General features: G+C 71.3%; 16 protein-coding genes and 2 pseudogenes. 6 read left to right on the forward strand and 12 right to left on the reverse strand.

What is annotated here, in order from left to right; translation table 11 throughout:
- Nucleotides 1-8: 8 nt before the first annotated feature.
- On the reverse strand, nt 9-1,070 hold the full coding sequence (locus OG299_RS08215; protein WP_266635113.1) for a type III polyketide synthase: 1,062 nt from the start codon (nt 1,068-1,070) through the stop codon (nt 9-11).
- Between the two features lie 205 nt (nt 1,071-1,275).
- Here OG299_RS08215 and OG299_RS08220 point away from each other — a divergent pair, with 205 nt between their 5' ends.
- Both OG299_RS08220 and OG299_RS08225 read left to right on the forward strand, forming a co-directional pair.
- Entirely contained in the window at nt 1,276-2,520 is a 1,245-nt protein-coding gene (locus OG299_RS08220; protein WP_327361072.1) for a cytochrome P450, read from the forward strand.
- Nucleotides 2,521-2,540: 20 nt separating this feature from the next.
- Nucleotides 2,541-2,738, forward strand: a complete 198-nt coding sequence (locus OG299_RS08225) for an acyl-CoA carboxylase epsilon subunit (protein WP_327364481.1) — start codon at nt 2,541-2,543, stop codon at nt 2,736-2,738.
- Between the two features lie 53 nt (nt 2,739-2,791).
- Here the strand turns inward: OG299_RS08225 and OG299_RS08230 are convergent, their stop codons facing one another.
- Complete coding sequence (locus OG299_RS08230; RefSeq protein ID WP_327361073.1) at nt 2,792-4,630, reverse strand: VanW family protein; 1,839 nt, start codon at nt 4,628-4,630, stop codon at nt 2,792-2,794.
- A 244-nt stretch (nt 4,631-4,874) separates the two neighbouring features.
- Between OG299_RS08230 and yczE the strand changes: the two genes are divergently transcribed.
- Nucleotides 4,875-5,570, forward strand: coding sequence for a membrane protein YczE (yczE, locus tag OG299_RS08235; RefSeq protein ID WP_266635107.1), 696 nt, complete (start codon nt 4,875-4,877; stop codon nt 5,568-5,570).
- Between the two features lie 58 nt (nt 5,571-5,628).
- On the opposite strand, the gene OG299_RS08240 is transcribed toward yczE, so the two are convergent.
- From OG299_RS08240 to OG299_RS08255, 4 genes are all read right to left on the reverse strand, one after another.
- On the reverse strand, nt 5,629-8,547 hold the full coding sequence (locus OG299_RS08240) for an NHLP bacteriocin export ABC transporter permease/ATPase subunit (RefSeq protein ID WP_327364482.1): 2,919 nt from the start codon (nt 8,545-8,547) through the stop codon (nt 5,629-5,631).
- A gap of 52 nt (nt 8,548-8,599) precedes the next feature.
- The gene (locus tag OG299_RS08245; RefSeq protein WP_399848734.1) at nt 8,600-10,873 is read right to left on the reverse strand and encodes an NHLP family bacteriocin export ABC transporter peptidase/permease/ATPase subunit; all 2,274 of its coding nucleotides are present in this window, start codon (nt 10,871-10,873) and stop codon (nt 8,600-8,602) included.
- Nucleotides 10,870-11,676, reverse strand: a complete 807-nt coding sequence (locus OG299_RS08250; RefSeq protein ID WP_327361074.1) for an HlyD family efflux transporter periplasmic adaptor subunit — start codon at nt 11,674-11,676, stop codon at nt 10,870-10,872. The genes OG299_RS08245 and OG299_RS08250 overlap by 4 nt, the downstream gene beginning before the upstream one ends.
- Before the next feature lie 100 nt (nt 11,677-11,776).
- Complete coding sequence (locus OG299_RS08255) at nt 11,777-11,995, reverse strand: hypothetical protein (protein ID WP_053788601.1); 219 nt, start codon at nt 11,993-11,995, stop codon at nt 11,777-11,779.
- A gap of 433 nt (nt 11,996-12,428) precedes the next feature.
- Here OG299_RS08255 and OG299_RS08260 point away from each other — a divergent pair, with 433 nt between their 5' ends.
- A complete protein-coding gene (locus OG299_RS08260) occupies nt 12,429-12,704 on the forward strand; it encodes an acylphosphatase (RefSeq protein ID WP_327361075.1) in 276 nt (91 codons plus the stop codon).
- Between the two features lie 192 nt (nt 12,705-12,896).
- Here OG299_RS08260 and OG299_RS08265 read toward each other — a convergent pair whose 3' ends face one another.
- Nucleotides 12,897-13,568 (reverse strand): GNAT family N-acetyltransferase, encoded by a 672-nt coding sequence (locus OG299_RS08265; RefSeq protein ID WP_327361076.1) that lies wholly within the window; start codon nt 13,566-13,568, stop codon nt 12,897-12,899.
- Between the two features lie 135 nt (nt 13,569-13,703).
- Here OG299_RS08265 and OG299_RS08270 point away from each other — a divergent pair, with 135 nt between their 5' ends.
- Nucleotides 13,704-14,219: a GNAT family N-acetyltransferase gene (locus tag OG299_RS08270; protein ID WP_327361077.1), complete on the forward strand. Its 516-nt coding sequence runs from the start codon at nt 13,704-13,706 to the stop codon at nt 14,217-14,219.
- A 146-nt stretch (nt 14,220-14,365) separates the two neighbouring features.
- On the opposite strand, the gene OG299_RS08280 is transcribed toward OG299_RS08270, so the two are convergent.
- The 4 genes and pseudogenes from OG299_RS08280 to OG299_RS08295 form a co-directional block, all read right to left on the reverse strand.
- Nucleotides 14,366-15,466 carry a serine hydrolase domain-containing protein gene (locus OG299_RS08280; RefSeq protein ID WP_442817495.1) on the reverse strand — a complete coding sequence of 367 codons (1,101 nt, stop codon included), beginning with the start codon at nt 15,464-15,466 and terminating at the stop codon, nt 14,366-14,368.
- Between the two features lie 351 nt (nt 15,467-15,817).
- Nucleotides 15,818-16,039, reverse strand: a complete 222-nt coding sequence (locus tag OG299_RS08285) for a hypothetical protein (RefSeq protein WP_327361078.1) — start codon at nt 16,037-16,039, stop codon at nt 15,818-15,820.
- A 4-nt stretch (nt 16,040-16,043) separates the two neighbouring features.
- Nucleotides 16,044-16,439, reverse strand: coding sequence for a carboxymuconolactone decarboxylase family protein (locus OG299_RS08290; RefSeq protein ID WP_327361079.1), 396 nt, complete (start codon nt 16,437-16,439; stop codon nt 16,044-16,046).
- A 287-nt stretch (nt 16,440-16,726) separates the two neighbouring features.
- Nucleotides 16,727-17,047: pseudogene (locus OG299_RS08295) on the reverse strand (SRPBCC family protein); the annotation flags it as partial.
- 145 nt (nt 17,048-17,192) lie between these two features.
- Here OG299_RS08295 and OG299_RS08300 point away from each other — a divergent pair.
- Nucleotides 17,193-17,642 carry an SRPBCC family protein gene (locus OG299_RS08300; protein ID WP_327361080.1) on the forward strand — a complete coding sequence of 150 codons (450 nt, stop codon included), beginning with the start codon at nt 17,193-17,195 and terminating at the stop codon, nt 17,640-17,642.
- Between the two features lie 30 nt (nt 17,643-17,672).
- Here OG299_RS08300 and OG299_RS08305 read toward each other — a convergent pair.
- Nucleotides 17,673-20,347: pseudogene (locus OG299_RS08305) on the reverse strand (DUF7902 domain-containing protein); the annotation flags it as partial.
- Nucleotides 20,348-20,670 lie beyond the last annotated feature (323 nt).

The following is a 20,670-nucleotide window of genomic DNA, read 5'->3' on the forward strand; positions in this document are numbered from 1 at the left end:
TTCCTCCCTCACCCGGTCCCTCGGTCCGAGGTCCAGCTGCCCAGTGAGATCTCTGCGGTGATGCCCGGGCCGAAACCGGCCAGCAGGCCCCGCGCGGCGTCAGCGGTGCCGTTCTCGTCGAAGAGTCGGCGCAGTGCGTCCAGGACGACGGCGCTGGCGATGTTGCCGTACTCGGTCAGTGTGGCCCGACTGAAGCGGAATGCCTCGGGTGCCACACCGAGGTACTTGCTCAGGTCATCCAGGATGCGGGGCCCACCGGCGTGGATGATGTAGAAATCCAGTGCGGCAGCGTCCCACCCATGGGCTTTGGCGAGCTCCTTGAGGGACGGGGCGAGCGGTTCCATGGTCCCGGGCACCCGCCGGTCGAGCTTGAAGTGGAACCCGGTGGACTTGACGTCGTACATGATCCAGTCCTCTGTCTGGGGGATGATGTACGAGCTGTTGCGGTGCAGTTCCATGCCGGTGCCGCCCTTGCCGCGGACGACTGCGGCGCCGACGCCGTCGCCGAACAGGCCGTTCGAGAGCAGGTTGCCGACCTCCAGGTCACTGGGCTGGTAGCAGAGCGAGCAGAACTCGCAGGACACGATCAGCGCGTTCGCCTCGGGGTAGGCGGTGCAGAAGTCGTGGGCCCGGTTGACCGCCGCCCCGCCCGCCGCGCAGCCCAGCTGGGCGATGGGGAGCTGTTTGGTGTCCGTCCTGAAGCCCATCGCGTTGATCATCCAGGCGGTCAGCGAGGGCATCATGAAGCCCGTGCACGACACGTAGATGATCATGTCGATGTCCTTCGCACGCAGCTGCGCGTCCTCCAGCGCCTGCCGCACCACCGCCGGGACCCGCTGCTTGGCCTCGACCTCGTACACCGCGTTGCGCGATTCGAAACCGGGGTGCTTGAGGGTCTCCTCGATGGGGCGCACGATGTGCCGCTTCGCGACGCCGGTGTTGCGGATCAGACGCAGCGCCAGGTCGAGCTGCGGATGGTCCGCGTGCACCGAACGGCACAGATCCAGGGTCTGCTCCATCGTGATCACGTGCTCGGGCACGCACACCGTTGGCCTGCACAGAGTCGCCATGGGTGGCTCTCCTTTCGTGTCTGACACAGCCTCACGGACCTTTGGCCGATGCGCGCGCGGGACTACGGCGTTGGAGGACATGAGCCAATCCGGTGACGCTGCGCCGAGGAGGCAGCGGAGCGTGTGACGAGAGGGAAGGGATGGCGGTGCCGATTTCCCGCGGAATCGCGCCTTGGGGGGTGACATCCACGCAGGGAGATGAACCATGACGTCAGACCCGCACACGGCCCTCGATCCGGAGACGGACCCGGCCTCGGGCGAACCGGTGCACTGCTGGAACCTGGACGACTTCGAGGCGCTCGACTTCGACCCGTTCCTGCACGACCGCCTGCGGGACAAACGGGCCGCCCGGATCCGGCTGCCGTACGGCCAGGGCAGCGCCTGGCTGATGTCCCGCTACGCCGACGTGAAGGCGGCCACCACCGACCCGCGCTTCAGCAGGCAGGAACTGGTCGGCCGTACGATCACCGCCTCCTCCCCGCACGCCATCGCCTCGCAGCAGGCGTCCATGAACTACGCCGACCCGCCGCGCCTCAACGACATGCGCCGCGTGGTCGCACGGGCCTTCACCGGCAAGAGCATGCAGAAGCTGCGGCCGACCGTGCAGAAGACCGCCGACAGCCTGCTGGACGGCATGGAGCGGCACGGTTCGCCGGCGGACCTGGTCGAGCACCTGCACGGCCCGTTCCCGCTCGCGGCGGTCGCCGACCTGCTGGGGATGCCGCAGGACATGCGCCGGAACATGACCTCCTGGGCGAACGTGATCATGACGCCCGGTCCGGCTCCCGACAAGAGCACCGACGCGCTGAAGACGGTGCGCGAGTGCGTCGTCGCCCTGCTCGCCATGCGGCGGGAGAAGCAGAGCGACGACCTGGCCGGGGTGCTCGCCGCGGCCGCCGACGCCGGCGAGATCACCGATCCTGAGGCCGTCTCCATCGCCACCGCGATCCTGGTGAGCGGTGCGCACGCGGTGCGCAACAACAGCGCGAACATGATCTTCGCACTCCTCACCCATCCGGAGCACCTCGAACGGCTGCGCAGGGATCCGGAGCTGATCCCCCAGGCCGTCGACGAGCTGCTGCGCTTCATCCCGCACCGCAGCGGGGTGGGCCTGCCGCGGATCGCCACGCGGGACGTGGACATCGCCGGCGTCACGGTCAAGGCCGGCGAGACGGTGTACTCCTCGTACCTGGCGGCCAACCGCGACCCGGAGGTCTTCCCGAACCCCGACACGCTGGACTTCGACCGCGGGCCCATCGCCCACATGGCCTTCGGGAACGGTCCCCACCACTGCGTCGGCTCGATGCTGGCCCGGATGGAGTCCGAGATCATCGTCACCACGCTGCTCGACCGCTACCCGCGCCTGGCCCTGGCCGTGCCGCGCGAGCAGATCGAGTGGCAGGCCGGGGCGCTGATCCGCGGGCCCAAGACCCTGCCGGTGTCCTGGTGATACGCCGGCACCGGATAAGGGTGGTCCGGGGCAGCCCTGACCACATAGAACTGGCGGCCCTCACGGCCGCCCTGGTCATCCTGGCACGGACGGCCCCCGTGCCCCGTGCGCCGCATTCCACCCGCCACCGGCGTGCCCACTGGGACCGCAATCTGGCGTCGGTGGTGCACCATCCCGCGCACTCGTGGCGCGCCCGCCCGGGCTCCCCCTTCGTCTAGCGGGGCCCGTCAGTGCCGGCGGGGCCCGGCCGGGCCCCGTCGGCGGCAGTCCGTCAGGCGCGGCCCGGCTTGGGCGCGGCCGGGGCCGGGGTCGCGGAGCCGGCCGCAGGCGCCGGGCCGGTCGCGGTCGCCGAACCGGCCGAGGGCGACGGGGCGGCCGGGCTCGCCGGGCTCTGCGGATCGCAGGTGACCTCGTCGCGCGGGGTGTAGTGCGTGCGGTAGGTCTCCCGCTTGACCTCCTGCCCGCCCTGGACGAAGACCCGGTCGACGGAGACGTCGAAGCCTTCCAGCGGGGTCTGGACCTCACAGGTCGGACCGGAGCCCGTGCGCTTGGCCGGCGGGGTGGTGTTCGTCCGCGGGCCCTCGGTCGCGCGTATCTCGTCGTACTTCTTCGTGCCGAGCAGGCTGATGGTCACCGAGGTGTCGGTGGACTCCGCCCGGACGTAGATGGCGTGGCCCGAGTCGTTCTTCCAGCGCAGGTCGAGGGTGCCCCAGGCGACGGTGGCCTCGCGGCCCGCGGGGTACCGCTCGATGTAGAAGGAGTGGGCCCCGTGCTCCACGGGCTTGACGCCCGCGAAGAACATGGCGTTGTACATGGTCGTCGCGACCGCCGAGACACCGCCGCCGGGGGACTTCACGAACTGGCCGTCGTTGATCATGATGCCGTCGACGAAGCCGTTCTCCTTGGTCCGCTCGCCGACCGTCTTGTTGAAGCTCCACGTCTCGCCCGGCAGCACGACGGAGCCGTTGATCCGCTCCACGGCCCGGCCGATGTTGGTGGTGCGGTACGGCGCGGCCGGGAACTTGACGGTGAAGGAGGACACCTTCTCCTTGATGCCGAGGCGCTGTGCGCTCTCGGCGGTCAGGCGCGGGTGGACCGTCTTCACGGCGACCTCGCCGCTGCGGGCGGCCCCCGAGCGCGTCAGCAGCGGGACGACGGCGTCGGCGAAGGCCTTCTCGGTGACCTGGATCCCGGAGCGCCCGTCCTGGGCGACGACCGCCCGGCCGGCGGAGTCGACGCGGAAGGTGGCCCCGCGGGAGGGGCTGGTGGCCGCGGCCACCTGCCGGGCGACCGCGGGGTCGGCCAGCAGCCCCTTGGAGTCGAGCTTCGGAACCAGCCGGCCCTGGGCATCGGGCTCGACCGCCAGGTGCCGGCCGAGCACGGCGGGGGTGAGGGTCACGGGCTTTCCGGCCACGGTGAGCGTGATCGGGCCGGACATCGCGGGCTCGGCGAACTCCTTCAGGGCCCGCGCGGTCTCCTGCTGACCCACGGCGGGCGGCTTCTGGTCCACCGGGAGCGTGACCGGACCGCCCTGTGGGTGCAGGTAGGCGGCGCGGACGGTGTCGGCCGCCTCGTCGGCGCGCACGGCGATTCCGGTGACGGGGGCGGTCGCCTTGGCGGTGCCGCCCTCGAAGGTGACGTCGCCGTCGCGGGCCTCTCGTCCGACGGCGGCGATCCGGTCGACCTCGGCCGTGCTCGTCGGACCGTCCGTACGGATCACGGGCTCGACCTCGCGGTCCTCGGCGGGGGTGAGCAGCCGCCCGATCACGGTCACGGGGTCCGCTCCCGCCTGCGCGGCGCGGTCGACGGTGGCGGCGGTGTCCAGGGACAGCCCGAAGGCGGCGGGGGCGGCCTGCTCGGTGCGGTCGCCGATCCGCAGCTCCATCGGGGTGGCCGCGGCCGCCCCGAGCGTGCGGTCGAGGGCCGCCTTGGCCTCCGCAGGGCTCATGCCGCCGATGTCGACTCCGCGCACGTGGGTGCCGTCGACGATGGCATCGCCCGCCACGGCCAGACCGGTGAGGTAGAGGCTGCCGAAGCCGAGGACGGCGGCCCCACCCACGAGGGGAAGGGCTGTCCGCCGGTTGATCGTGAGGCGGTGTACGCGTCGCATGTCTCTTGTCTCTCCCGGTGCCGGTGGCGCTGGTACGTCGGTGTGGACCGGGAACCAGCATTCACCAATTCGGACTAACCGGGGCAAAAATGTGCCTGTTGTCACGAGAGGGACCGGTCGGCGCACCATCGGGACCGAGGCCACCGAAGTAAGGCCACTTAGGTTGGATTGGCCCTGTCCGGCCGTCCGGGGGATGCCACATCGTGAGGCCTGTCGGTCTTTGGCTCCCTGAAAGGCTCCACCGGTGCCCCTCGCCCCCGCCCGCCCCGCGCGGCGTCTCACGCGTCGACTCCTGCAGCTCTACGTCGGGCTCGCCCTGTACGGCGCGAGCTCGGCGTTCCTCATCCGCGCGGGTCTGGGGCTGGACCCGTGGGACGTCTTCCACCAGGGGCTCGCCGAGCTCACCGGGTGGAGCATCGGCACGGTCTCCGTGGCCGTCGGGGCACTGGTCCTGCTGCTGTGGGTGCCCCTGCGGCAGCGGCCGGGGCTGGGCACCGTCTCCAACGTGTTCGCCGTCGGCCTGTCCATGGACGCCACGCTCGCGGTGATGCCGGACGTGCACGGCACGCTCGCGCAGGCCGCCGTGCTGTCGGCCGGCATCGTCCTCAACGGTGTCGCGACCGGCCTCTACATCGCCGCCCGCTTCGGGCCCGGGCCCCGCGACGGCCTCATGACCGGACTGCACCGGCGGACCGGGCGGTCGCTGCGGCTGGTGCGGACCGGGATCGAGCTCACGGTCCTCGCGGCCGGGGTCCTGCTGGGCGGCACGGCCGGCGTCGGCACCGTGGCGTACGCGCTGGCCATCGGCCCGCTCTCGCAGATCTTCCTGCGCGTGTTCGCCCTGCCCGGGGAGGAAGGCTCCCCGGCGGCCGGCGGCCGGGTCGCCGCGCGGTCCCCGAAGCCGGCACCGACTGCGGCTCAGGCTCCGGCTCGGGGCTGACGGCCGCCGCCGCCCTTGCGGAGGATGTCCCTTCGGGCGGTACGGGGTGTCTTGCCGCTCATCCGACCTGTCGGCGGACCAGCTCGTGGAACAGGCCCGCCGTATCGGCGAGCAGTTCGGCGGGCGGCCCCTGCTGGGCGACCCGACCGTCCGACATCACGATGACCCGATCGGCGTCCATGACGGTGGACAGCCGGTGGGCGATCACGATGCGGGTGGCGCGCAGGGCGCGGGTGGACTCGATGACCACGCGCTGGGCCTCGTTGTCCAGCGCGCTGGTGGCCTCGTCCAGGAAGAGGATGCGCGGTTTGCCGATGAGCGCCTGGGCGATCATCAGCCGCTGGCGCTGGCCGCCCGAGACGGTGCCGCCGCCGTCGGCCAGCACGGTGTGCATGCCCATGGGCATGGCCTTGATGTCCTCGGCGAGGCCCGCCAGGGCGGCGGCCTCCGCGGCCTCCTCGAGGGAGTACGCGCCGGAGCCGCGGATGCAGTCGAGGATCGAGCCGGAGAACGGCTGCGCGTTCTGCAGGACGACACCGCACTGGCGGCGTACGGCCGCCTGGTCGAGTGCGGCCAGGTCCTGGCCGTCGTACAGCACGCTGCCGGAGCCGGGCCGGTCGAAACCGATGAGCAGGCGCAGCAGGGTCGACTTGCCGCAGCCGCTGGCCCCGACGACCGCGACGAACTCGCCGGGCCGCACCTGGAAGGACACGTCGTCCAGGACGAGCGGGCCGTCGTCGGCGTACCGGTAGGAGAGGTTCTTCACCTCGACGGCGCCGCTGAGCTCGCCCGGCCGGATACTGGAGCCCCGTACCTCGGGGGTCGCCTCGAGGAGCGGCTTGACCTGCTCGAACATCGGCTGCACGGCGGCGGCCGAGAGGAGGGCGCCGGTCAGCTGGGTGGCCGAGGACAGCATCATCGTCACGGCGGTGCTGAACGTGAGGAACTCGCCGGCGGACATGCTGCCCCGGGCCGGGCCGGCCAGCAGCATGAACATCACGAGCGTGCACAGCGGCAGATAGACCGCGTTGAGCACCGTGACGACGTTCTTGATCCGGCCGATGCGCTGCTGGAGCTCGCGGGTACGGGCGAACTCCCGCGCCCACGCGGCGTACGCGAAGCTCTCGGCCGCGGCCACGCGCAGCTTGGGCAGCCCCCGCAGGGTCTGGAACGCCTGGTTGCCGAGCTTGTTGCCGATCGTGATCAGCCGGCGCTGGTAGCGGAGCTGCCACAGCCCCAGGCCCAGGAAGACGACGGCGATGGCGAGCAGCATGGCGACCGCGGCCAGCGCCAGCGGCACGCTGTAGACGAGCAGCAGCACGAGGTTGATCGTGCCGACGGTGCCCGCCTGCAGCGACACCGAGACGATGCCGGACAGCACGGTGCGGATGGAGCTGATGCCCATGGCCGCGCCGGCCAGTTCCCCGGTGGAGCGGCCGGCGAAGAACGTCACCGGCAGCCGGAGCAGCCGGTCCCACACGGCCGGCTGCAAGGTGGCCTCGATGCGGCCCTCCATGCGCAGGAGGGAGATGTTCTGCAGCAGCATGAAGGCGGCCGAGACCACGCCGGTCGCGATGAGCGCCAGAGCGGTCTGCACGATGAGGCTCTCCTCGGCGTGCGGGACGTACGCGCCGAGCACCCGGCCGGTGGCCACGGGGACGACCGCGCCGAGGCCGACGGCGCCCAGCCCGCCCACGACGAGGCTGCGCAGGTCCGCGCCGCTGCCGCGCACGCTGAAGCGCAGCAGGTGCAGCAGGCCGGGCTTCTGGTCGGGCAGCGGGCGGTAGAACATGACGGCGTGCGGCTCGAAGGCGTCCGCGCCGTCCTGGCCTAGGCGTTCGCGCGTGCCGGCGGCGGGGTCGACGGCCTCGTACCGGCCGCGCCGCCACAGCAGCGCGACGGGGGTCCCGTCGTCCGCGCGCCGGCCGACCAGGGGTCCGCTGTTCTCCCGCCACCAGCGTCCGCCGAGCTGGACGGCGCGGGTGCGGATCCGCGAGGCGAGCGCGATGCGTTCGACGGGGTCCGTCCGCTCGGAGGCCGCGGCGCCGCCGCCCGTGGGCTCGGTCAGGGCGATGCCGGCTTCCGCCGCGGCCAGGCGGCACACGGCGAACGTCGCGTCGTGGCCCGCGTCGCGGCGCGAGCCCCTGCGGGAGCGGCCGATGGAGGCGAGCAGGGTGCGGTCCGCCTGGGTGCGGGCGGCCTCGCCGGCCTCGATGCCGGCGGCCGTGCGGTCCTCGTGGGCGCGCTCGTCCTGCTCGATCCAGCGGTCCAGGGCGTCCAGCAGCCGGTACTGCTGGTCCACCATGCCCTGCCACACGGCCCCGTCCACGAGGAGCGTGCCGGCGGGTGCGGACATCCCGACCGCGGCGTGGTGGGTCTCGTACACGGCGCCGTACTGCACGCTGCCCGGCGGGATCTGCATCCACAGGATGTCCTCGTCGGCCCCGCCGGTCCCGGCGGTGGCACGGCCTTCCAGCGGCGCCTGGTACAGCACGCGCAGACCACGGCCGATGCCGCGGGCGAAGGCGTCCTCGAGGGGGCTGGGCGCCGCGTCGGCGAACCCGTTCTGCCAGGGATCGGCGTGCCATCCCCAGGCTCCGTCCGCGGGGACCCCCTGGGCTCCGTGCTCGGGACGGTACAGCTCGCGCAGCTCGATGCGGCGCAGTACGCAGCCCTGCAGCGGGCGCCCGGTCAGCGTGTGGGCGGGGCCCTCGGCCGGGCCCAGGAGCAGCGTGCCCGACTCGAGCCGGCCCAGGAAGTGCCAGTGGCCCGCCTGGGCGGCATCGACGGCGAACAGGTCCAGCTCGCCCTGCACGACGAGCCACAGGACGAGCGGACCTTCCAGCGACAGGCTGCGCAGGCCCGTGCAGTCGACCGGCGTGCCGAGGGCGCCGAGGGCCGCCACGACCGGATCGGGCGCGATGTGGGCCTGGTGGGGCTCGTAAGTCTGGTGGGCCTGATCGGGCGTGTAAGCCATGTGGGTCTGGTGGGTCTGGTAGGTCTCGTGGGTCTGGTGGGGGGATGTCACGTCAGTGCTCCTTCACCAGTCGGGCGTACGCGCCCTGCGCGGCGATCAGATGCTCGTGCCGTCCGCGTTCCACGACCGTGCCCCGGTCGAGCACGACGATCTCGTCGCTGTCGCGCACGGTGCTCAGCCGGTGGGCGATCACCACGCAGGCGCAGCCTCGGCGCCGCAGGTTGTCGATGACGATCTGCTCGGTCGCCGCGTCCAGGGCGCTGGTCACCTCGTCCAGGATCATGACGCTGGGACGGCGCACCAGGGCGCGGGCGATCTCCAGGCGCTGGCGCTGGCCGCCGGAGAAGTTGCGGCCGTCCTGCTCGACGCGGCTGTGGATGCCGCCGGCGCGGCGCCCGACCACGTCGTACACGGCGGCGTCCTGGAGGGCTGCGATGACGGCCTCGTCCGGGATGGAGGGGTCCCACAGCGCGACGTTGTCGCGGACGGTGCCCTCGAAGAGGAAGACGTCCTGGTCCACGAAGGAGACGGAGGCGGCCAGCGCGCCGCGCGGGATGTCCTCCAGCCGCATCCCGTCGATGCGGATGGCGCCGGCCCAGGGGGTGTAGAGGCCGGAAATCAGCCGGGAGACGGTGGATTTGCCGCTGCCGGAGCCGCCGACGAGCGCGACCTGCTGCCCGGGGCCGACCGCGAGCGAGACGTCCTTCAGCAAAGGCGCGTCCAGCGGGCTGTAGCCGAAGGTGATGCCGTCCAGCTCCACGTGCCCCTTGAGCCGGCGGGTACCGGCGGCGGCCTCACCCCGCGCGTGCCGCAGGTAGAGCGGGTCGACGGGGAAGTTCTCGACGTCCTTCAGGCGGGCGACGTCGGCGGCGAAGTCCTGGATCCGGCCGGCCACTCCGCCCAGGCGGGTGATCGGCGCGGTGAAGCTGGTCACCAGGGCCTGGAAGGCGACGAGCAGGCCGACCGAGAGGTGCCCCTCCACCGCCCGCAGGCCGCCGATCATCAAGATCAGCGCGCTGTTGAGCGCGGCCAGCGTCGGCGCGACGACGGCCAGCCAGGCGCTGGGGACGCCGAGCCGCTGCTGCACGTCGAGGGTGACGGCGTGCTGGCCGGCCCAGCGGCGGAAGAAACCGTTCTCCCCGCCGGTCGCCTTCATCGTCTCGATGAGCTGGAGGCCGCTGTACGAGGTGTTGGTGAGCCGGGCGCTCTCGGCGCGCAGCTTCTGGGTGCCGGTGGCCCGTACCCGCATCACGATCCGCACGGCGGCGATGTTGAGCAGCGCGATGAGCACTCCGACGGCGGTGAGCTGCGGGTCGTACGTCCACAGCAGCACCGCGTAGAGCACGACCACCACGGCGTCGACGCCCGCGGCGGCCAGGTCCCGGGCGAGGGTCTCGGCGACCGCGTCGTTGGACTGGAGGCGCTGGACCAGGTCGGCCGGGTTGCGCTGGGTGAAGAAGGCGACCGGGAGCCGGAGCAGGTGCCGCAGGAAACGGGCGCTGCCGAGCGTCGAGGAGATGATGCGGCCGCGCAGCAGGTTGGCCTGCTGCAGGGAGGTGAGTACGGCGGTGAGCACCAGGGCCGCCGCCATCGAGGCGAAGAGCACGCCCAGCAGGGACGTCTGCTCGCCGATGAGGAACATGTCGATGTACGTACGGCTCAGCGCGGGCACCGTCGCACCGACGGCCACCAGCAGGAGGCTGGAGACCACGGCGGCGAGCATGGTGCCCGACGTGCCGCGCAGACGGGCCGGCAGCGCGCTCATGACGCCCTGCTTGCGGCCGGTGCGGCGGAAGCCCGGGCCGGGCTCGAAGACGAGCGCGATGCCGGTGAAGCCGGTGTCGAACTCCTCCATGGGGACGAACCGGCGCCCCTTGCCGGGGTCGTTGATGTACACGCCCCGGCGGCCGAGGCGGCGGCCCATGCCCTCGTAGACGACGTAGTGGTTGAACTCCCAGAAGAGGATGGCCGGCGGGTTCACCCCGGCGAGCGCGGCCAGGTCCATCTGCATGCCCTTGGCCGTGAGCCCGTAACCGCGGGCGGCCTTGAGGAGGTTGCCGGCGCGGGAGCCGTCCCGGGACACCCCGCAGGCGATGCGCAGCTCCTCCAGGGGCACGAAGCGGCCGAAGTGGCCGAGCACCATGGCCAGCGCGGCGGCGCCGCACTCCACCGCCTCCATCTGCAGCACGGTGGGCGTGCGTACGGTACGGGGCGTGCGGCCCTTGGGGACGGCCGGACGGCGGCGCCGGCGCCCGCCGGGCGCGACCCGGGCGGCCGGGGGCCGGGAGCGGGGCCGGTTCGGGGAGGTGTGCTGCGGCACGGTCACGGGAGCAGCCAATCGACGGGGCGCTGTGCGGCGAGGTGGACGGCTCCGGTGACCGGTGTCGTGGAGTCGACGGGGTACGGGGGCCCGCCCGCGGAGGACCACCGGTAGCCGGAGGTGGTCGCGGAGGAGCGTTCGAGCTGCACGAGCACGGCGACGGGGTCGCCCTGGCGGGCGAACTGGGCGGCGAGGCGGGAGTCGCCGAGGAAGCCGCTGAGCTGCGCCTGCGTCTGGGGCGCGCGGCCGACTTCCTTGACGCGCCCGCGCAGCACGCCGAACTGCTGCTGGGGGGCGGACTGGACGGTCAGGTCGACCGGGGCGCCCACGCGGATCTCCGCGCCGCTGCCGCCGGACACGTAGAGCACGGCCACCAGCGGGTCGTCCGTGTTCTTCACGCGTTCCACGGTCGCCACGTCCGCGCCCGTCGTGACGACGGAGCCCGTCTTGGCGACCAGGGTCGTCACCCGCCCTCCGGCCACCACGCGTACGGTCCGCTCACCCTGGTCCGTGGCGAGCTGGAGCAGCGGCGCGCCGGGGGACAGCAGTTGGCCCTCTTCGGCAAGCACGGCGGTGACCTGTCCGGCGAAGGGGCTCTGCAGCAGATAACTGCCCTCGGCATGCGTGAGGATGCCGGGTGCGCTCAGCTTGGAGGAGACGGATCCGGTGAATGCCCAGAAAGCCGCGGCAGCCATGACGACGACGGTGACGGCGAGAACGAGTCGGCCCTGCGGGCGTGCGAAACGTACGGGCAGATCGAGCTCTTCCGGCGATTGCAGCTTGGAGAGCGCCTTTTGACGGAACTGCACGAACTATCCTTCGCCTGCATTCTGCATTCTTGAAACGGGCACCCGTGAACCCCGGAACGAAGACGTCCCGGGGTTCACGCGCGCTGCCGGCCGGCTCGGCTCAGAGGCCGGCGACACCGGCGCGGACGCCGACGATGCCCTCGACCTGGCCGGGCAGGGCCAGCGCACCGTGGACCGTGTCCAGCGAGGTCACGGTGTTCACGACGTGGAAGACGTCGCCGGTGACGGCGCCGAGGAGGCCACCGGAAATGCTGACACCGCCGGAAACCGCGTCCAGTTCGTCGTCGGCGATCTCACGGGTCTCGATGTCGTTACGCATGATGTGCGCACCCTTCAGTTGTCTGAATGTTTCTCAAATGGCGTGGGCGGTCTGCAACAAGGCGGTCCGACCACTTCCGAACATCACTTCGGTGGGCAGATGTAAGCACGCGAACGGGTCGCCCGGCCAACCGTGTTGACGCTCCCTCTCGCGCCAGGTGACCGTTCCCCCGGCGGGCTTTCCGATTGATTCGACGGATCGCCACGGGTTCTCCACAAGATCGAGTAACAAAACAAAACACCCCACCACCCCCACACCGCAAACCCACCCAAACCCTCGCCGCGGACGCAGGCCGCCACCACAGCTCGAGGGAGAGATGTAACGGGAGGTACCCCCTCCACTTTCACCGCGTGAAGATTTCCGGGAGCGGCATTCCGTGACGGGCCGACCACGATCCGTGCCGATCGGCGCCCTCCCGGCTATGGTCGGCCCCATGGAACGAGTGCGCAGCCGAGTGATCGTCCACGGCGTGGTGCAGGGCGTCTTCTTCCGCGACACCTGCCGCCGCACCGCCGTCGATCGCGGCGTGGCCGGCTGGGTGCGCAACCTCCCGGACGGGACCGTCGAGGCGGTGTTCGAAGGACCCGCGGCCGCCGTCGCCCGCATGGTCGACTGGGCCCACCGAGGCCCGAACGGCGCCGACGTGACCCGCGTCCAGCTCCAGGAGGAACAGCCCGAGGCCCTGGAAGGCTTCGAGATCCGCGCCTGAACCCACCCGCCGAAAAAACGGAGAGGCCGTCCTCCCCCGAAGGGGAGAACGGCCTGCGCGGATTCCATCCGTCCGCCGTGCTGGGGCGGAGTCTTCCGGCGGGTGCGCCGGCCTCGTGGCGCTCGACCGCACCAGCCGAATGGAACCCCGGCACGTGCACCCCGTAAGCCGCTCGACAGCGGCCCAGGCCGTCTAGCTGCCGGCCGCTTCGGTTTCGTGGCTGCGGGCCGCGGGGCGGCCCGACACTCGGACCTCCAGCGCTTGCTTCGCCTGCGGCCATTCCGGCCGGGTGATGCTGTACACCGCCGTGTCGCGTATCCAGCCGTCCCGCATGACCATGTGGTGCCGCAGGACACCCTCGTGCGTCGCGCCCAGCCCGGATATCGCCGACCGCGACTTCGTGTTCCGTACGTCCGTGAGCAGCTCGACCCGGTTCATCCCCATCACCTCGAAGGCATGCTTCAGCATCAGCAGCTTCGCCTCGGTGTTCATGCCGGTTCGCTGCCAGGACTCCGCGAGGAAGGTCCAGCCGATCTCCAGCCGACGCTGCGCGGTGTTGATCATCATCAGCCGCGTCGAGCCGATGACCCGCCCGGTGGCCGCGTCCACCGTCGCGTACGGGAGCTGCGTGCCCTCGGCGCGGGCCGCCGTCGCGTCTTCGATGAAGCCGCGGACATCATCCGGGTGCGGGACGAGCGTCACCGCGAGATTCCACAGGCTGCCGTCGCGAACCGCCTCGCACAGCCCGTCGTGATGCCGGAGCTCCAGCGGCTCGAGCCGCACACGCTCCCCCGTGAGCGCCGCCGGCTCCGCCGACGCCTTCGCCCGCTCCATGTCCGCCCCGCCCGTCCCCGTGATCGCCACCGACGGCCAGACCCTATCCGCCGCCGACGATCACGACACCGGGTTTTCCCCGTGCAACAACAGGCCCGGCCCGCCCGGGCGCCGTGGCGGCAGGCGACCGCCGATGCGCCTCACGCAGGATGGCAGACTGCGCGGATGATCGATGATCTCCCCTCCGGCCTGATGGCCCGGCACCTCGCCGACGGCGACCATCTCCGTGTGCTCGCCGTACTGGACGCGTGGTGGGGCGGCCTCAAGGGAGAGGCGGGGTCGACGGAACGTGCGCTGCTGCTGCCCCGGCTGTACTTCCAGCACTTCACCACCACCAGCTTTCTGGTCGAACACGACGGTGGCGAGATTGCCGCCTTCCTGGTCGGTTTCCTCTCGCAGACAGAACCCGAATCCGCCTATGTGCACTTCGTCGGCGTCGACCCGGCGCTGCACGGGCAGGGTGTCGGGCGCGCCGTCTACCGGGCCTTCTTCGAGCTCGCCCGGTCGCATGGGCGCCGTTACGTGAACTGCATCACCAGCCCGGAGAACACGGCGTCACAGGCATTTCACACCCGGCTCGGCTTCACGGCCTCGGGCGTGAAGGCGGACTACGACGGCCCCGGACTCGCCCGGGTGGCGTTCACCATCGACCTTTCCGGTGATCCGGGGGCCACCCGCTAGACAAGTGGATCCGAGTCGCAGAGCAGCGGCGGGGCGGCCCGGCCCTCGCCTTCCTCCTGTCTCGTCGTCGGTCTCCACGAACAGTGCGCTCAAAAGGGTGTTCAGGTCGGCCGTCACACGCTGATCTCGAACACCGTCGCGGTCCACTACGGCGGCGACCAAGCGGCCGCCGCGGAAACAGTGGCGCTGATCGCCGAGGCCAGCGGCTCGGCGTTCGCGGTGCGGGCCAGGTTCGGCGAGAGCGGCGCGGTGGACCGGTTGTGTCGGCGCGTTGACGTCGCACCGGGCGGGGCGGTGGCCCAGATGTCCAGCAGTTGATCGGCCGCACGGAAATTGTCGGGTGAATCCACGTTGCACACGACGGTCACGGCCGTGTTGCGGTCCGGGCTGACCTTGAAGGTGCTGTGGAATCCCTCCCAGTCGCCGCGATGCACCAGGCTCTTGTCGGGCAGAAGGAGGATTCCGGCCCCGTACCGCCCTTGTTCGATGCCGCGCGGGCGCAGGACGTCACCCACGCTCACGGCTCCCTCCGTGACTCCGGTGAGCAGTTCCGTGCCACCGATGCGACCGGTGCGGTAGTTGTCGGCCCAGCGGACGAATTCCCCGGGAGTGGCTTGGACGGACCCGTCTCCGTACTGCTTCCAGGGGGAGGAATCGGGAGTGAAGGAGCCGTCCTTCGCGTCGTACGACTTCGCCTTTCCGGGAACGTCCACCGCCGGGGACAGCGTCATGCGCAGGTGCAGCGGGGTGAAGAATTCCTGTTGGAGGAAGGTCGGGAACGGCTTGCCGGTGACCCTCTCGACGACATGGGCCAGGAGGACGTAGTTGGAGTTGGAGTAGGAGAAACGCTTACCTGGCGGATCTTCCGGCCGTGAGGCGAGGATGGCTGCGATCGCTTCCTTCTGGCCGGCCGGATCCGTCAGCTCGATGCCCTTGGCCTCCAGCAGATCCTGGTAATCGGCAATGCCGCTGGTGTGACGCATCAGGTCGCCGAGCGTGACGTCCCGCGTCCAGGCGGGCGGGTTGTCGAGGAAGTCGGACAGGGGGTCCTTCAGCGCGAGCTGGTGCCGTCCGGCCAGCAAAAGGACGGCGTCCGCGGTGAATTGCTTGGAGTTGGACGCCATGTCGAAGACCGTCTTCGCGGTGATGGCGCGCCCGGTCGTCAGAGCCTGCGGGCTTGCGACACCGGCCAGTACGACCGCGACCACGGCGCCCCCGGCGGTGCACAGCGAGGCCGTCCGATGCACGGCGATCACCTTCTTTCCTGGATTCCAGAAGCCACGGGTCAAGGGGCGATCTCGAACCTCGGGGGCTTGAGGTCCTTGAGGCAGGCAGTGCTCGGGAAAGTCGGCGTGCCGAAGAAGGAGCCGATGATGGCTTGGGCGCACTGCGGGGGCCTGGCACACGCAGTGGACGGCCACCCCGGGCAGGCACACCCGGACGGTCCGCGCCTCGGATGCCTCGGGCCGCATCCAGCCCTCGAGCATCCGTGGAACCGTGGCGGATTCGGCAACAACGCCGTCCGGCGCGCACCCGTCCTGTGCTGCTGAGTTCCCGGCCCCGGTCCGGGCGCTCAGCCAGGCGTTCGTGTCTGCCGTTCACGGTGCCGCGGGGCTGCCTTCCGTCGGCTCCGCGGCCGGCAGGTCTTGCACCTGCCGGTCGTAATCGTCGAGCAACTGGCGGAGGTGGTCCAGTGACTCGGCCGGTACGTCGGCCGGAGCGGACTCCACGACGTAGCGGGCAGCCGTGACCAGTGCGGACAGTTCGTACACGTGGAACGTGCCTCGGAGTACCGCCGGGCGCAGTCTCTCCAACAACATTCGGTCAGCCCTTGGACCGTACGTACTCGACGACCTGTCCGAGCTCGGAGGCGAACTGGTCGTAGTCCTCCTGCATGCCGTTGATGTAGGCACTCCAGCCCAGACTCGCCTTCGCGTAGTGCACGGCCTCCTGGATCTCCTCGTCCGTGGCACCGAAGAGCTTGGCGGCCTCGGCGTGGAACAGGCTGCAGTACCGGCACTTGGTCTCGGCGTGCAGCCCGACGCCGATCAGCTCCTTGTACTTGTTCGGGATCAGCGTCTCGCCGAGTTCGATCCGCTTGAAGATCTCCCACTCCGGGCCGAGCAGCTCGGTGGGGATGCTCTGGAAGAAGTGCGGCACCAGGCCCAGGGTTTCCTTGATGTCCGCTTCGACATCGGCGCGACTGACCGCGGTCGTCATGACGACCGCCTCCTCCGAAGGCTCCGCGTGCCCGACCGGGCTCGCCCGCGCCGACCGCGAGCGTGTCGGCACCGGTCCTCCACGGGCTCGGACCACCGTTGCGACCACACGCCACTGCTCCGGCGGAGAGCGCCCTCTGGCACCGGCGGGCCCTCACCTCAAGCCTACGCATCTCCACCGTCTCCGGCGACGGACGGAGGTCGGCCCACATCCTTCGACCTCGGACCGGTCACCCTGGCGGGCTCCCCGGCCGGGTACGGGTTCCCCAGAGGACGGACGGACGGCCCTCACTTCGCGGGCTGCTGCATCCACACGTCCTGGCCGGGGTCGCCGCCTTCCGCCCGTACCGCCAGCCGGCCGACGTAGTGCTGCCAGCCCTCGGCGTGCGCGGCACAGGCCTCGGGGGACGGCAGTCCACTGTGGACGAGGCGCAGCAGCGTGCCGTCGGGGACGGGCTCCAGGGTGATCTCCACGGTGCTGGAGCCGGGCGGGACGGGCATGGGGCCGCGCTCCCAGCCCCAGGTGAAGACGAGCCGCTTGGGCGGGTCGAAGCGGCCGGAGGCGACGTTCTCGCCCGTGACGCGGGTGCGGTACGAGCCGCCGGGCTCGAAGGAAAAGGTCCCACTCCGGCTTCCCGAGCGGCGGGGCCGAGATCCCGATGATCAGCGAGACCTGGGGCATCCTGACGACCCGCCTCAAGGGCTACGCCGAGACGGGCAAGTCCAACCCATTCTTCACCGTCTGAGGATCCCGATGAAAGTCGACGTGCTGACCGAGACCGTGATCGCCGTTCCGTGCGAGCGGGTCGCCGCTTACGTGGCCGACCCCTCCCACGCGCCGGAGTGGTACGAGAACATCTCTTCGGTCGAGTGGCAGACCCCGCCACCCGCCGCGCTCGGCTCGCGCATCGCGTTCGTCGCCCGCTTCCTCGGCCGGCGCCTGGCCTACACCTACGAGATCACCGCGTACGAGCCCGGCCGCCGACTGGTCATGCGCACCAGCGAAGGCCCCTTCCCCATGGAGACCACGTACACATGGGAGCCTCACGGGGAAAGCGGCGCCCATACCCGCATGACCCTGCGCAACCGGGGTGAACCCAGCGGCTTCGCCACGCTCGGCGCACCGGTGATGGCGGCCGCGATGCGCCGCGCCCAGCACAAGGACCTGGCACGCCTCAAGGCCCTCATGGAGCGGCACGCCTGAGTCGCACTGAGTCGCACCGAGCACGCAGCTTCACGACCTGCGCGACGGCTCGTCCGGGCGGGCGGCGTGTCGGGCGGCGGGGTTGACGAAGGCCTGGCGGGAGGCGTTCGCGCGGGTGATGGCCGATTCGACCGAGGCGACGCGGTCGGCCAGGAGGCCGAGGGCCGCCACCGCGCGGGTAAAGGGGTCCGACTCCGGGCCTCCCAAGGCCTCGGCGCGGACGTAGGAGGCCTTGATCGCGGCCCAGCGGGCGGCCTGGGGCGGGGTGAGTGTGCCCCGGAGTTCGGCGAGCTTGAGCAGATTGGCCTCGGCTCCGGAGGTGAGGATCTGCGCCTCGGCGGTGTAGTGGTCGTCGAGGAGGGAGGCGAGTTCGGAGTCGTTCATGACCGGGTCGATGCGGGCGGCGATCTTGTTCATGCTGCGGTACGAGCCCTGGAGCCGGAACGGCGGCTCGGTACGGGTGGTGTCGCTCTGGGCAGCCGAGGCGATGTATGCGGCGTTGACCGCAAGGACCGTGGTGCGAGCGGTCAGCAGGTGGCGCAGGACGGCGAGGATCCGGTCTCGTTCGGCTGGGGCGTACGGATGGGCCAGCCGGTCGGCGTGCGCGGTGGGGTCACCGTCGGCCAGCCGCAGCAGGAGATCCAGGTCGGCGCGGTCGCGGCCGGCGAGCGGGGCCAGGACCGGGTTCGACGTGAGGGCGTTCTCCGCGAAGCTGGCGGCGAAGGCGCCTTCCTTGCCGGTCAGGACGTCGCCGAGGTTCCACACGTCGGCCCGGTTGGCCAGCATGTCGGGAATCCGGAAGCGCTCCCCGGACTCGGTGTACGGGTTGCCCGCCGTGCAGACGGCGAAGCGCTTGCCGCGCAGGTCATAGGTGCGGGCCTCGCCGTTCCACACGCCCTCCATCCGGCGGGTGGAGTCGCAGAGGGGGATGAACTTCTGGAGGAGCTCCGGCGAGGTGTGCCGGATGTCATCGAGGTAGAGGAGGGTGTTGCTGCCCGCCTCCAGCGCGAAGTTGATCTTCTCGACCTCTTGGCGGGCGGCTGCGTTGGGCGCCCCGGCCGGGTCGAGGGAGGTGACCGCGCGACCGAGGGCCGGGCCGTTGACCTTGACCAGGACCAGGCCGAGCCGGTCGGCCACGTACTCCATCAAGGTCGTCTTGCCGTAGCCGGGCGGGGAGACGAGCAGCAGCAGGCCGTTGCTGTCCGTCCGCTTGGTCTCACCGGTGGTGCCGATCTGCTTGGCCAGGTTGTCGCCGATGAGCGGGAGGCGGACCTCGTCGAGGAGGCGTCCTCGGACGAAGGTGGACATGACCTTGGGACGGTACTCGTCCAGCCGAAGCCGGGCCCGCTCGGCCGCGACGAGGGCAGTGCGGGCGCGCTGGTAGGCGCGGAAGCCGGGGACCTCGCAGGCCGCGAAATCGGCGGTGCGGGCGAGGAGTTCATCGATGCGGATGATCAGGTTCCGGTCGGTGATGCGGGGGTGCCGACCGAGCAGTCCTTCGGCGGTACCGGTCGGCTCGACGTCCGACTCGTACCGGAGAAGGTCCGGGCAGAGTTCGACAGCCATGGCTTCCGCGAGGTCACCGGGGCCGAGCGGCTCGCCGGTCGTGGCGGCGTACGCGGTGAGCCAGGCCTCCACGAGCTGACGCCGGTCCGCAAGTACAGGCAGGGCAGCGAGGCCTTCGTCGTAGGCCGAGGTGCCCACGGACCGACGGAACTTGTCGAGCAGGGTCCGGGTGGCGGCACGGGTGACGAACCCCTCGGGTCCGCCGGCCAGCTCCTCGAAGAGGTACTCGACACACTGCGGGCCGGCGCCCATGGCCTCGGCCAGCTCCTCCTGGAACGCGGCGATCGCCGGTGTCGGGCCGAAGGCCGTCCGGACGCGGGCGAGCGAGGCCGCACGGCGGGTCCAGGTGGCCCGCTCGGGGCCGGTCGGCGTACGGTCCGGCCGCCGACCGCGTACGGCTCGGCGCGGTCGCGCAAGGCGCGGGCGGCCTCCTGCCGAGCGGCCTTGACCCGGCCGTCGAGCTCCTCGGCCCGGGTCCCCTCCCCCAGCTCCCGCAGCTCGTCGGCGGTGCGGCGGACCTTGGCGACCATCGGGTCGGAGGCGAAGAAGGTGCTGACCGCGTCGGCGTCCGGGAGGCCGGCCGCGCGGCGGGTGACGTCTCCCAGGACCCGCATGGCCGAGTCGGCGAGGCGCTCGGCCCGGCGGGCCCGGTCGTCCTGAAGGGTCTGCTTGCGGGAGGAGAACGCCTCGCAGACCTCGGCGCGCCGGTCGGCCAGTTCGGTGAGAAAGGTGTCGGAGTCCGCGAACCGGCTCTCCAGGTTCTCCAGCCTCAGCAGCAGGCGGGCGAGCTGGTCGTCGCACGCCTGCGGGGTGTCGGCCGCCGTGAGCGCTCCGGTGACGGCCTGGCTCAGGAGGGCGGACTCGGCGGCGAACTCCGCCTGCCCCTCATGGACGAGGAGTTCGCGGCGGCGCGCGTCGAGGGTGGCGCGGGCCCGGTTGGCGCCGCCGAGCACCTCGGCGATCCGCTCCAGGATGCCCGTACGGACCGTGGCGTCGCCGATCTCCAATCCGGCGACGACCTCGGTGACGGTGCCCAGGCTCGTCGCCGACTCGTCAAGGCGGGCGAGCAGGGGCGCCGCCTCGGCGACGGTGGTGATGTTCGCCGCCGCCGCGCAGATCCGGGCGATGTCCTCGTGGTAGCCGGACACGCCCCTCATCAGCCAGTGGTGACCCGACGCCGATCGCGGCCTGGCTCAGCACCCGCGCTACCCGTTCTCCGGGCTCGTTTTCTGCCGACCCGACGGCCGCCCGCTCGGACCACACGTGGTACTCGACCGCACCATCTACAGCCACCTCACCCAACATGCCGCCTGCGAAGCCGTCGACACCATTGACTGCACCTTCAGCACGGCGGAACAGACCGCTGTCCGCCCACGCCGGCCGGCATGGCTGCGACCGCCACACCCCCCAACGCACGAAAGGCCGTCCTCTCACGGATGAGAGAACGGCCTCCGACGTGCGT

This window comes from Streptomyces sp. NBC_01296, assembly GCF_035984415.1.
GTDB lineage: Bacteria > Actinomycetota > Actinomycetes > Streptomycetales > Streptomycetaceae > Streptomyces.